The sequence below is a fragment of the Microbacterium sp. LjRoot45 genome (genome assembly GCF_964253325.1).
Taxonomy (GTDB): Bacteria; Actinomycetota; Actinomycetes; order Actinomycetales; family Microbacteriaceae; genus Microbacterium.
Window position 1 is genome coordinate 2,789,663 of record NZ_CAXUQM020000001.1, and the last position, 12,734, is coordinate 2,802,396.

Sequence of the window (12,734 nt, forward strand, 5' to 3'; positions counted from 1 at the left end):
CGCCTCCCGGCCACCCACCCACGCCGAGCCGCCCAGCGCGCCAACCGCCACCAACCGCCAGCCAACCGGGTGCGCCAGCCATCACCCACGCCCAGCCCTCCCGCACGCCGAGGCACGCGCCTACGGCCCGCCCATCCCGCTACGCCGCACCGCACCACCCCGAAGGCACTCTTGCAGAAACCACTGAACGTTATTTAGTATTTGGCCGTCGGCCTCGATCCGACCTCGACACCGCCACGACGATGTGCAGGAGTGAGCACGTGACCGCATCCCTTTCCACCAGCATCGACGGCACGCGTTATCGCGACCTCAACCGCAACGGGGTGATGGACCCCTACGAAGACCCGCGCCTCCCCGTTGCGGCGCGCGTCGACGATCTCGTCGCGCGCCTGTCGCTCGAGGAGAAGGCCGGCCTCATGATCCAGACGATCGTGTCGACCACGCACGACGGCGACGTCGACGGTCCCCCGCTCGCGCCCGGGCGCCCGTCGGCACGCGACTTCATCGAGCAGAGCCACGTCACCCACCTGAACATCCACCAGATCCCCGATCCGCGGTCGATGGCGCGCTGGGTGAACGGTCTGCAGCGCGTTGCCGCCGCGTCGGGTCACGGCATCCCCGTCACCGTCTCCACCGACCCGCGCCACTCGTTCACCGAGAACTGGGGCGCCTCGTTCACCGCCGGCCACCTGTCGGCCTGGCCGGAGCCGCTCGGCCTCGGAGCTCTCGCCGACGCCGGCTTCGTGCGCGACTTCGCCGACATCGCCCGCCGCGAGTACCTCGCGGTCGGCATCCGCTCTGCCCTGCACCCGACGCTCGACGTCGCCACCGAACCGCGCTGGGCTCGGCAGTACAGCACCTTCGGACAGGATGCCGACGTCGTCGCCCGCCTGGGCGTGGCCTACGTCGACGGGTTCGAGGGCGGCGACCGTCTCACGGCGGCGAGCGTCGCCTGCATGGCGAAGCACTTCCCGGGCGGCGGTCCCGAGAAGGACGGCGAAGACCCGCACTTCCCCTACGGCACCGACCAGGTCTACCCGGGCGACATGTTCGACTACCACCTGGAGCCGTTCCGTCGCGTGATCGCGCGGGGCGTCCCCGCGATCATGCCCTCGTACGGCGTCCCCCGCGGTCTCGTGCTCGACGGCGAGCGCGTCGAGGAGGTCGGGTTCGGATTCAACCACCAGATCATCACCGGACTCCTCCGCGAGAAGCTCGGCTTCGACGGCGTCGTGTGCACCGACTGGGGGCTCATCACCGAGTCGCGCATGATGGGCAAGGTGCTCCCGCCGCGATCGTGGGGCGTCGAGCACCTCACCGAGATCGAACGCGTGCGCAAAGCACTGGATGCCGGCTGCGACCAGTTCGGCGGAGAAGACGACCCCGCGCACCTCATCGAACTCGTCATCTCCGGCGCGGTTCCCGAGTCTCGACTCGACACGTCGGTGCGACGACTCCTCACCGTGAAGTTCGAACTCGGCCTCTTCGACGACCCGTTCGTCGACGAGGACGCCGCCGCCGACATCGTCGGCAGCGCCGAGTTCCGGGCGGCCGGCGACCTCGCCCAGTCCCGGTCGATCGTGGTCCTCCCCGGCGCAGTACCCGCCAGCCCCGGCGCAGCCCCCGCCACCCCCGGCATCGCCCCGGCCAGCCCCACGGATGCCGAAGCCACCACTCCCCCGACGTCGGCGCCGCCCGTGCTTCCTCTGGCCGCCGGGGCCGCGGTGTACGCCCCCGAAGTGTCCGACGCCGCTGTCGTCGCCGCCGGCCTCATCCCCGTCGGGTCTCCCGACGCAGCCGATGTGGCCGTGCTCCGCACCCACGCTCCGTTCGAGCCGCGCGACCACTTCATGCTCGAAGCGAGCTTCCACGCGGGGTCCCTCGCGTTCCCGAACGACGTGGTCGAGCGGATCGCCGGCATCGCCGCGGTCACGCCGGTCGTGCTCGCGATCCATCTCGATCGGCCCGCACTCCTGGCCCCGCTCCTCCCGCACGTGCACGCCGTGGTCGCCACCTTCGGCGCGTCCGAGCGCGCACTTCTCGACGTCCTCACCGGCCGCGTCGCCGCCGAGGGCCGACTCCCGTTCGAGATCCCCCGGGATGCCGACGCCGTCCTCGCCTCACGCTCCGACATGCCCGGCGATACCGTAGACCCCGTGTTCCCCGCCGGACGACCCTCGCTCACGCTGCCATCGGACCCGCGCGATGACGCGTGAGCGCCGGAACTCGGCGCACGGCCGCGAGAGTCGCGAGCTGATCCTCCAGACGGCACTCGAGGTCATCGGCCGCCGCGGGTACGGCGCGACCTCCCTGCGCGACATCGCCGCCGAGGTCGGCATGACCCAGGCGGGCATGCTCCACCACTTCGGCACGAAGGAGAACCTCCTCGTGGAGGTGCTCCGCCAACGCGACGCCGCGAGCCGCGCCGCCCTCGCCGACGGTCCCGACGACGAACCCATGGCCGTGCGCGTCGCGCGCCGGAACGCGCATGCCCCCGCCCTCGTCCACCTCTACGTGAGCCTGCAGGCCGCGGCGGCCTCACCCGGCCACCCGGCGCACGCCTTCTTCCAGACGCGCCAGCGCGAGATCCACGACATCGTCACCGCCGACCTCCACGCGCGACAGGATGCCGGCGAGATCGCCGCCGACGTCGACATCGACCGGTTCGCGAGCGTCATCCTCGCCGTCTCGGACGGCCTCCAAGCCCAACAGGGCGTCGACCCGACCATCGACATCGCCGGCACGCTCGACTGGCTGTGGCGTCAGGTCGCGCGTCCGCCTCAGGCCTGAGCATTCAGTCCGCGACGCGCGTGAGCCGCACGGCCATGAACTGCCGCCCGGGGAGCTCGACCCGCACCTGACCGCGGTGCACACCGGCATCCGTCACGGTCGTGTTCCACGTGTCGATCACCTCGACGCGCCACGAGCCGTCGTCGAGGATCACGTTGCGGAAGCGCGGCCGGTTGAACCCGAAGTACCCCACTTTCACGTGCCGCGCGACGCCGCCCCACGGCACGTCCCAGTCGCTCGGGAGCGGATCCCACACCCCGCCGGGCGCCTCGGCCTGCAGCTGCTCGAGGAACGCGATGCGCGCGGGCGACGTACCGTGCAGCGCGCCACCCTTCGACCACCACAGCACCTCGTCGTCGTCGCCCACCGTGCCCGCCTCGCCCGGCAGCGCGGGCGGGTAGTACGTCTCGCCGTGGCCGACGTAGCCGCCGCGCACCGCCCCCTCCCAGAACCTGCGGGTCATCTCCTCACCGGTGATGTTGCCCCAGCCCTGATCGATGTCGCCCTCGTAGGCGCACTCGTCGATCACGACGGGCTTGCCCCACTGCTCGCGCCACTGGTCGGTGTTCTCCGCGGTGCGGTAGACGTCCACGCGCTGGATGCTCACGTGCGTGATCCACGGCTTCGCGTAGTCGTACACGGGGCGGCAGTTGTGGATCGAGTTCAGGTGCCCGAACGCGTCTTCCTCACCCACGACGGCGGCCAGCCGCTCCCAGTCGTCGAGGTCCTTCGACCACAGCAGGTCGTACTCGTTCGCCATCGACCACCACACGTTCGCGTGCCCGCTCAGGCGACGCACGACGTAGCGCAGGTAGCGTTCGTCGACGGCCGGGCCGAGGTCGGCGAAGCCCCACCGGTCGTACGCGTGGAACAGGATGAGGTCGGCCTGGATGCCGAGGGCCGCCAGCTGCGTGATCCGCTCCTCGAGCCGGCGGAAGTGAGCCGTGTCGAAGCGGGTGAGGTCGAACCCGTCGGCGAGGCTCCCGGGGAACGGGAAGTCGGCGGGCTCGTTCGCGTTGTAGAGGTACGACTTCGGGAAGACGCACATGCGGAGCTTCGCGAACGGCGCCTCCGCGAGCGTGTCGAGCGTGCGCTGCTGCAGCTCCTCGGGTTGGTGGGTCCAGGCGTACGCCGTGGTGCCGAGGGGGCGGTGGCGGGTGCCGTCGGCGTGGCGGAAGTGGAACCCGTCGACCCGCACCGGCCCGTGCGAGCCCTCGCGGGCAGCGGTCACCTCGACGGTGCCCGTGATGCCGTCGAGGGAACGCGCCGTCGACCGCGTGCGGAACGACCAGGTGCCCTCGGCATCCGCGAGCGCCCGCACGACGTACACGCCGTCGCCGTCGTAGAAGCCGCCCACCCGCACCTCCGACCCGTCGCGCGTGAAGACCGCGTCGAACTCCACGTCGACGAACGGGTTGCCGTGCGAAGGCCCCGCGAAGCGCAGCTCCAGCGGATCCCACCGCGGCGTGGGCGACGGCAGCGTCACCGCCGCCGAACCGCGCGCGACATCGTCGCCCTCGTAGGCGGGGTCGGGTGCGATGGCCGGTGCGTAGGGTGCGCGCGCCGTCCCATCGCCCACCTCGGCGAGCGCTGCGAAGAACCGCTCCCGCTCGGCGAGGTCCGCCAGGGCGGGAACGATCGCGACGAGCTGTCCGAGCCGTCCGCCGCGGAACTGGGTGGCCATGGGCGACGCCGCGACCCCCGGCATGTACCGCTCCAGAATGGCGCGGGCATCGGGATCGTCGAGGGCCTCGCCGAAGGTGGTGGCGCGGTCGAACATGGGGGTCTCCTCAGCGGCGGGGCGGGTCGGTGGCAGGGTCAGCGGGTCGGTGACAGGGTCAGCGGGTCGGGGTCGGTGACGGGGTCGGGGTCGGTGACGGGGCCAACGGGTCGCGGTCAGCGGAATGATCCTCCCCGACGGGCGGGGAGACAGCGGTGGCGCGCCGGATGGCGTCGTCGACGGCATCCAGCAGGTCGGGCGGGGTGAACATGAGCGCCGTCGCGACGGGACGCCCGGAGCCCCACCGCGTCTCGGAGCGCAGGCTCTGCGCCCGCGCCGGGTCGGCCGCGGCGACCGTGTCGACGAGAGCCGCGTAGGCGCGCGGGTCGTCGATCACGGCGGCGAGCGAGGCGCGGATGCCGTCGAGCTCCGGCCGTTGTGGTGCCGCTGCCGCCGGAACGCGCCACGTGTGCGTGCCCGAGCCGACCTCCGTCGTCGCCCTGGGCAGGTCCGCAACCCCGGGCAGGTCCGTCACCCCGGGAACGCCCGTCAGCCCGGGGAGGTCGATCTCGGCGCGGGTGTTCGGCGGAACCACGACGGCCACCTCCACGTCATCGCCGTCGCGACGCCAGGCCACGGACGCCTCGCCGTAGGGGGTGAGATGACGCGCGGAGGCGTACTGGAGCGACGCGAGCGGGCGCGGTGCGATCCGCAGCCGGCGGTAGCCGGGCGCCGCGGGCGCGAGGCCGGCGACCGTGCGGTGCAGCCAGTCGGCGACGGCGCCGAGCGCGTAGTGGTTGAACGAGGTCATCTCGCCCGGATTGACGGTGCCGTCGGGAAGGAGCGAGTCCCACCGCTCCCACACCGTCGTCGCTCCCTGCGCCACGGGGTACAGCCACGACGGGCACTCGGTCTGGGTGAGGAGGCGCTCAGCGGCGGCGAGGTGCCCGCCGTCGGTGAGCGCGTCGGCGACGAGCGGGGTGCCGACGAAGCCGGTGCCGATGCGGTAACCCCCCTCCCGCACGAGGTCGGCGAGCCGGGCGGCGAGCGCGCGGCGCACCTCCGGATCGGTCACGAGGTCGAACTCGAGGGCGAGGGCGTACGCCGTCGGCGCGTCACTCATCATGCGGCCGGCGGGCGTCACGTACTCGGCGACGAAGGCAGCCCGGCTGCGTTCGGCGAGTGCGCCGTACCGCGCAGCGTCGCCGTCTTGGCCGAGCAGGGTCGCCGCCTCCGCGACCTGGCGGAGGGAGCGGGCGAAGTACGCGGTCGCGACGATGTCGGAGTCGACCTTGGCCTGCCCGGGCTTGTCGGGCGGCGCGGCTGGATCGAGCCAGTCGCCCAGCTGCATGCGCCCCGCCCACAGCCCGCTGTCGCCGGCTTCGCGGTGGACGGCATCCACCCATGCGCGCATGCTCGGGTACTGCGTGGCGAGCAGACCGAGATCGCCGTAGCGCTCGTGGAGCACCGTCGGCACGACGGTCGCGGCATCGCCCCACGCCGCCGGACTCACGCCGCCGAACGACGCGAAGCCGCCCAGCGCCGCCGGCACCACCACCGGCACCGATCCGTTCTCGCGGGCCTGCTCGGCGGCGAGATCGCGCAACCACGACGTGAGGAACCCGGCGGAGTCGAAGAGGAACGACGCGGTCGGCGCGAACACCTGGAGGTCGCCGGTCCAGCCGAGACGCTCGTCGCGCTGCGGGCAGTCGGTGGGGATCGACAGGAAGTTCCCCCGCATTCCCCACACGACGTTCTCGTGCAGACGGTCCACGAGCGGGTCGGATGCCGTGAACCACCCCGTGCGGGTCATGTCGGTGTGCAGCACGACGGCGTCGATCTGCGACGGGTCGACGTCGACGCCCGTGACCTCCGCGTACCGGAACCCGTAGAAGCTGAACCGCGACTCCAGCACGTCGTCGTCGCCGGAGAGCACGAACGTGGCGGTCGCGGCGGCGTTGCGGAGGGGACGGAGGGCGAGTTCGCCGTCTTCGAGCACTTCCGCGTGACGCACCGTGACGCGGGCGCCCGCCGGGCCGGCGACGCGCAGGCGGAGGCGTCCGACGAGGTTCTGCCCGAAGTCCAGGATGCGGCCGCCCGACGGCGTCGCGATCACGTCGACGACGGGCAGCGTCTCGATGCGACGGACGGGAGGCGCGACGCGGGCCTCGGGCACGGGGACGTTCTCGTAGCCGGCGCGCGCGGCCGCGCCGACCCGCGCCGGTGCGAAGACCGTGGCCCGGCGGCGGAGGTCCTGCTCCTCGCCCGCATAGATGCCGCTGTCGACCACCGGGCCGTCGCCGGCGGCATCCCAGCCGTCACCGGTCGCGGCGACCGTCTCGACGCTGCCGTCGTCGTACGTCACACGCAGTTGCGCGAGGAACGACGGCTGCGTGCCGTACACGCGGTCGGCGAACGCGAAGAAGCCGTACTTCTCGGTGTACCAGGCGCCCGCGAGCGTGGCCGACAGTTCGTTCTCGCCCGGTTGGACGAGCGCCGTGACGTCGACGGTCTCGTGCACGAGCCGGTCGCGGTACGAGGTCCATCCGGGGGCGAGCACGTCGTCGGAGACGGCGTGGCCGTTGACCTCCGGTTCCGCGGCGCCGAGGGCCGTCCAGAACAGCAGCACGCGCGCGACGGGACGGTCGAGACGGAACCGCGTGCGGACGACCGCCGGTTGCGCATCGCGCTCCGGTGCGGCGAGTCCGACCGGTCGCGCCACCCATTCGCCGTCGGCGAGGAAGCCCGCGGCGACCATCAGTGGCGCGCTCCAGCCGGTCGTCGTCCCGGATGCCGCGCGGGCGCGCACCCGCACCTCTCGCTGCTCGCCGGGCCGCAGCGGGGCGAACGGCCAGGCCACGAGAGCACTCTCGCCGTCCTCGGTGACGACGACCGTGCCACCGTCGTCGAGTTCCGCGCCGGCCTGGAGCCAGTCGGGCTCGTCGGTCTCGACCGTCCACGTCAGGCGGGGCGTCGCCGTCGCGACGAACACGCTCTCGTCGCGCAGTTCGGCGCGGAAGGAGGCGATGCGCGCGGAGGTCATGCGTCGTCGCCCTCCGCCGTCCAGCGCGAGACGGACACGGTGCCCGACACGGCGTACGCGCCGATCACGCGCCCCGTGAACGACTCCGCGGTCTCGGAGGACAGGAAACGGCCGTCGACCTGGGCGAGCTCGATGCGCTGCCCATCAACCGTCGCCGCCAGGTGGAACACGTCGCTCGTGCGGGCCAGCACGGTGCCGCTCGCGTCGGGCTTGCGGGAGTCGATGTGGAGGTCGAGCACGGACGCCGTCAGCGGGCGGGTCCACTCCTGTACGAGTCCCGCGACGACGGCGCGCGCCGTGAGGGCGCCGTCGCCCGCCTCGACCTCGACGTGGAAGCGTTCGTCGTAGCGCACCGCGAGTCCGCCGACACCGGCGGAGACGTCGACGGTCGCCGTGATGGAGGACGTGAGGTGCTCCTGGCGACGACCGACGAAGACGGGCCGCGGGTCGTCGAGGGTGACGCCGGTCCCGCGCAGGACGAGGGCGCCGCCTCCGACGGAGGCCACATCGGACGGGAGGGCGCGCACGGCGATCCACTCGCCGTCCAGTGGCGCGTCGAAGTCGATCTCGACGCGGGTCCCGGCGCGCGGGTTCAGCAGCACGGGGTCGATCTTGGGCCAGCCGTCGTCGGCCCAGCGCACGGGCGTCACGAACGTCTCGCGGCCCAGCGCCGAGAACGCACGCGTCATCGAACGGGGTCGCACACCCAGCAGCACGCACAGCCAGTCACCGCCGGGCCCTTCGACGAGATCGCCGTGACCGGTGTTCTGCACCGGCCGGATCGTCGACCGCGCCGACACGAGCGGGTTCTGCGGCGCGGTCTCGAACGGACCCTCCGGACCGTCGCCGCGGGCGATCGAGATGCCGTGTCCGCGCTCGGTGCCGCCCTCGGCGATCATGAGGTACCAGCGCCCGCCGTGGGCGTAGAGGTGCGGTGCTTCGGGGAACTGACCGCCCGTGCCCGACCACAGCGACCGCGGCTCCTCGAGCGCGACATGGCGGTCGAGATCGACCTTCGCCTGCAGGATGCCGAGGTGCTCCATCTTGTCGGCTCGCCCGAGCACGAGCCCGGAGTAGGTGATGTACACGGTGCCGTCGTCTCCCCACGCGATATCGGGGTCGATGCCGTCGAGCGGACCCGAACCGTCCTGCTTCAGGATGAGGTCGCCGTCGCTCCAGGGGCCCGCGGCATCCGTCGCGGTGAAGTGCAGCATGCCGCGCCCCATCGCGTCGGTGATCACGAGGTGGAACACGCCGTCGCGGTGGCGGATCGTCGGTGCCCATGCGCCGCCCGCTGTCGGCACGTCCTCGACGGCGAGCTGACCGTGCCGGGTCGCGACGTGCCCGATGAGCTCCCACGTCTCGAAGTCGGAGGACCGATGGAGGGGGATGCCGGGCAGGTACTCGAACGTCGACGTCGCGAGGTACCACTCGTCTCCGACCCGGACGACCGAAGGATCGGGGTGGAAGCCGCTGATCAGCGGGTTGTACAGGGTGGTCATGAGTGGTCCTCCGGGGAAGGGGCGGGAGTCGCCGGGGTCGGGTGAGTCGCCGGGGTCAGGAGAGGAGCCGGCCGAGTTCGGCGGCGAGTGCGACGGCGCGCGGGTCGGCGCCGCCCGGCCAGGGGCCGCGGGCGATCGTCCACGCGAACGCGAGGCCGGTGTCGGGGTCGACGCACGCGAGCGCGCCCGCGGCACCGTCGTGGCCGAACGACCGGGGGCCGCCGAACGCGAGCTGCTGCGACGGCTTCTGGAACACGATCGCGTGGGCGCGATCCTGCTGGTGGAGCACCTCGTCGTACCCGCGGATCTGCTGCTGACCGATCCGGGAGACGGTGTCCGCACCGAGGAACGGCTCCGCCCCGTCGACACCCGTGACCGCGGCGGCGAAGAGGCGCGCCAGTCCCCGCGCCGAGCCGGTGCCGCTTCCGCCGGGATGACCGTAGCGCCAGCTGCGCGGGGAGTTGCCGAGATCGACGCCGCCCTCCGCCGGCGCGAAGACGAGCGGCCCGAGGGCCGAGAACGTGCGCACGAGCGTGTCGGAGACCGGCTGGATCATCGGCAGCACGTCGACGCGGCGGTGCTCCTGGTCGGCGGGGAGCCCCAAGTGGAAGTCGATGTCGTGCGGCGCGCGGATCTCCTCCTCGTAGAACGCGTGGAGGGTGCGGCCCGTCACGCGGTACACGAGCTCGTCGCCGAGATTGCCGATCGTGATCGCGTGGTAGCCGAAGGCGCTCCCGGGATGCCAGAACGGCGTCGAGTCCGCGAGGCGCGCGGCTGCGGCGTGGTGGTCGAGCAGCTCGTCCCACGTGAGCGGGGTGTCGGCCTGCGGGAGCCCGGCCTGGTGGGAGAGGAGCTGACGCACGGTGACGGCGCCCTTGCCCTTCGCGGCGAACTCCGGCCAGTACGCGGCGACCCGCTCGTCGAGGTCGAGCTGTCCGCGCTCGATGAGGAGACCAACCGAAAGCCCGATCGTGTTCTTCGTGACCGAGTACGGCACGATGACCGAGTCGCGTCCCAGGTGCGGGCCGCCCCACGCGTCGACCACGAGCCGACCGCGGTGATACGCGGCCACCTGGAACGACAGATCGGGGTCGGCGGCGAGCCAGCGCTGCAGACGATCGCGCACCTCGTCGAGGCGCGGATCGATCACACCCTGCAGCAGCGAGTCCTCCGGAAGCGGGGCGGGGGATGTGGCGCGCGTCATTCCCCGACCGTCCACTCCGTCGTGAGGGGCAGGTCGACCACGGATGCGCCCGCCCGGAGCGTGTACACGCCCGGCTCGACGGCCCACCCGCCCGACCGGTCGCCGACCCAGTGCGCGAGCCGTCGCGGGGCGATCTCGACGACCGCCGTCACCGACTCCCCCGCCTCCGCGCGGACGACGGCGTGACCCACGAGCCAGCGAGCGGGACGCTCGACGGCCGAGTCGGACCGCTCGGCGTAGACCTGCACGACCTGCTTGCCGGCCCGCTCGCCCGTGTTGCGCACGGTCACCGCGACGGCGTCGCCGCGACGCTCGACGGCATCCCAGCCCCACGTCGTGTACCCGAGGCCGTGCCCGAACGGGTAGGCGGGCGTCGCGCCGTCCCGGAGCCACGCGCGGTACCCGACGTGGATGCCCTCCGTGTAGCGGAGCACCCCGGCATCCGGGGTCACATCGGTGACCGGCACGTCGGCCAGCGACGCCGGCCACGTCGTGGGAAGGCGCCCGCCGGGCTCGGCCGCGCCCGTGAGCACGTCGGCGACCGCGTGACCGAACTCCTGACCGCCGAAGTAGCCCTGGACGATCGCATCGACGTCGCCCGCCCACGGGAGTATGACCGGGGAGCCGGCGTTCACGACGACGACCACGGGCGTTCCGGTCGCCGCGACGGCACGGACGAGATCGTCCTGGCGGCCGGGGAGGTCGAGGTCGGTGCGGTCGTACCCCTCGGACTCGACCTTCGCGTTGGTGCCGACGACGACGACCGCCACGTCGGCACTCTCCGCGGCGGCGACCGCGCGGCGGATGAGCTCTTCGGGGTCGGTCTTCTCGGGAGCGATGCCCACGGTCGCCGACAGCGCACCCGACAGGGCGCCGTGGTCGGCGCGCGCGAACTCGACGCGCACGTCGATGGGGGTGCCCGCGGTGACGGCCACCGGCGTCGTGAGCGACGGCGGGTTGAGGAAGGCGGCGCCGAGGTCGGTGCCCTCGGTGACGGGCGCGTCGTCGATGAGCAGCTCGCCGTCGACGTACAGCCGCCCCGGGTTGGCGCCCGCGAAACCGAGCTCGATCTGCCCCGTGGCCTCGGGGGTGTAGCGCGTGGCGAACACGACCGTGCGGCTCGCGGCGATCGGAGCGTCGCCGCCGAACCAGACGAGGGCTGTCGCGCGGCGGTCTTCGGCGAAGAGCTCCTCGCCGTCGTCGCCGAGGAAGGTCACCCGCAGGCCGGGCTGTCCCGTCTCGGGGTTCGTGATGCGGTCGAGGGGGAACTCGGCGACCCCCTCCTGCACGACGGCGCCGATCTTGTAGGTCACCTCGGCATCCGGAAGGGCCGCGCGGATGCCGTCGAGCGGCGACACCGTGTGCTCGGGCAGCACGGTGGCCGATCCCCCACCCTGCGTGCGGGAGTCACGGGCGTTGTGTCCGATCACCGCGACGCGGCGCAGGGCCGCGCCGTCGAGGGGCAGGATGCCGTCGTTGCGCAGCAGCACCGTGCCCGCGATCGCCGCCTCCCGCGCGAAGGCCGGTCCGTCGACCTCGGCGGGAACGACCGCGGCGGGACCGGACTCCAGCGCTCCGACCCGCTCGGCGAGGAGGAGGAGCCGCAGCACCTTGCGGTCGAGGTCGTCTTCGGAGACGCGGCCGTCGCGGACGGCGTCGACCAGGTCCGCCCAGGCGGGGGCCGGGCCTGGCATGGCCAGATCCTGCGCCGCGGCGACGGCATCCAGCGAGCGCACGGCGGTCCAGTCGCTGACGACGACGCCGTCGAAGCCCCACTCGCTGTTGAGCGGAGTCTCCAGCAGGTCGTTCTCGGTCATGGTGACGCCGCCCACGGCGTTGTACGCGCTCATGACCGACCACGCGCCCGCCTCGACGGCGCGCTCGAACGGCGCGAGGTAGAGCTCCCGGAGCGCGCGCTCGTCGACCTCCACGTCGACCGTGAACCGGTCGGTCTCGGAGTCGTTCGCGACGAAGTGCTTGGGGGTCGCCGCGACGCCGTTGTCCTGGAGCCCTCGCACGTACGCGGCACCGAGACCGGCCGTGAGCTCGGGGTCTTCCGAGAAGCACTCGAAGTGCCGGCCGCCGAGCGGCGAACGGTGCAGGTTGATCGTCGGTCCCAGCACGACGTCGACGCCCTTGCGCCGCGCCTCGGCCGCCGCTGCGGCGCCGTACCGGTGCGCGAGGTCGACGTCCCACGAGGCGGCCAGGGCCGAGCCCGACGGCAGGTTCAGCGACGGCTCCCGCTCGTCCCACCGGGGGCCGCGCACGCCGGCCGGCCCGTCGGACAGGGTCATGGCGCGCAAGCCGATGTGCGGCAGCGGAATCGTCGTCCAGAAGTCGGCGCCCTGCACGAGCGCCGCCTTCTGTTCGAGGCTGAGCTCGGCCAGCAGGGGCCGGAGGTGGTCGACGGACGCGGTCATGGAGACTCCAGGGGATGCGGGCGAGGGGGTGCGGGAGGTGGAGGTGGAAGGATGC

At 72.8% G+C, this 12,734-nt stretch carries 7 protein-coding genes; 2 read left to right on the forward strand and 5 right to left on the reverse strand.

Annotated elements, in window-relative coordinates; genetic code table 11:
* Positions 1–260 precede the first annotated feature (260 nt).
* On the forward strand, positions 261–2,216 hold the full coding sequence (locus tag ACSQ18_RS13270) for a glycoside hydrolase family 3 N-terminal domain-containing protein (RefSeq protein WP_436037892.1): 1,956 nt from the start codon (positions 261–263) through the stop codon (positions 2,214–2,216).
* Complete coding sequence (locus ACSQ18_RS13275; protein WP_436037894.1) at positions 2,206–2,790, forward strand: TetR/AcrR family transcriptional regulator; 585 nt, start codon at positions 2,206–2,208, stop codon at positions 2,788–2,790. Before ACSQ18_RS13270 ends, ACSQ18_RS13275 begins: the two co-directional genes overlap by 11 nt.
* Before the next feature lie 4 nt (positions 2,791–2,794).
* Here ACSQ18_RS13275 and ACSQ18_RS13280 read toward each other — a convergent pair whose 3' ends face one another.
* From ACSQ18_RS13280 to ACSQ18_RS13300, 5 genes are read right to left on the reverse strand one after another with little or no spacing between them, the layout of a single operon-like run.
* Positions 2,795–4,570 carry a DUF5605 domain-containing protein gene (locus tag ACSQ18_RS13280; protein WP_436037895.1) on the reverse strand — a complete coding sequence of 592 codons (1,776 nt, stop codon included), beginning with the start codon at positions 4,568–4,570 and terminating at the stop codon, positions 2,795–2,797.
* A gap of 58 nt (positions 4,571–4,628) precedes the next feature.
* Complete coding sequence (locus tag ACSQ18_RS13285; RefSeq protein ID WP_436037896.1) at positions 4,629–7,553, reverse strand: family 78 glycoside hydrolase catalytic domain; 2,925 nt, start codon at positions 7,551–7,553, stop codon at positions 4,629–4,631.
* Positions 7,550–9,055, reverse strand: a complete 1,506-nt coding sequence (locus ACSQ18_RS13290; protein ID WP_436037897.1) for a family 43 glycosylhydrolase — start codon at positions 9,053–9,055, stop codon at positions 7,550–7,552. The genes ACSQ18_RS13285 and ACSQ18_RS13290 overlap by 4 nt, the downstream gene beginning before the upstream one ends.
* Before the next feature lie 55 nt (positions 9,056–9,110).
* Positions 9,111–10,259 carry a serine hydrolase domain-containing protein gene (locus ACSQ18_RS13295; RefSeq protein ID WP_436037898.1) on the reverse strand — a complete coding sequence of 383 codons (1,149 nt, stop codon included), beginning with the start codon at positions 10,257–10,259 and terminating at the stop codon, positions 9,111–9,113.
* Positions 10,256–12,679: a beta-glucosidase H gene (locus tag ACSQ18_RS13300; RefSeq protein WP_436037899.1), complete on the reverse strand. Its 2,424-nt coding sequence runs from the start codon at positions 12,677–12,679 to the stop codon at positions 10,256–10,258. The genes ACSQ18_RS13295 and ACSQ18_RS13300 overlap by 4 nt, the downstream gene beginning before the upstream one ends.
* Positions 12,680–12,734 lie beyond the last annotated feature (55 nt).

Coding starts and splice junctions, on each gene's coding strand:
- ACSQ18_RS13275 (WP_436037894.1), top strand. CDS start 2,206: ATGACGCGTGAGCGCCGGAACTCGGCGCACGGCCGCGAGAGTCGCGAG.
- ACSQ18_RS13280 (WP_436037895.1), bottom strand. CDS start 4,570: ATGTTCGACCGCGCCACCACCTTCGGCGAGGCCCTCGACGATCCCGAT.
- ACSQ18_RS13285 (WP_436037896.1), bottom strand. CDS start 7,553: ATGACCTCCGCGCGCATCGCCTCCTTCCGCGCCGAACTGCGCGACGAG.
- ACSQ18_RS13290 (WP_436037897.1), bottom strand. CDS start 9,055: ATGACCACCCTGTACAACCCGCTGATCAGCGGCTTCCACCCCGATCCT.
- ACSQ18_RS13295 (WP_436037898.1), bottom strand. CDS start 10,259: ATGACGCGCGCCACATCCCCCGCCCCGCTTCCGGAGGACTCGCTGCTG.
- ACSQ18_RS13300 (WP_436037899.1), bottom strand. CDS start 12,679: ATGACCGCGTCCGTCGACCACCTCCGGCCCCTGCTGGCCGAGCTCAGC.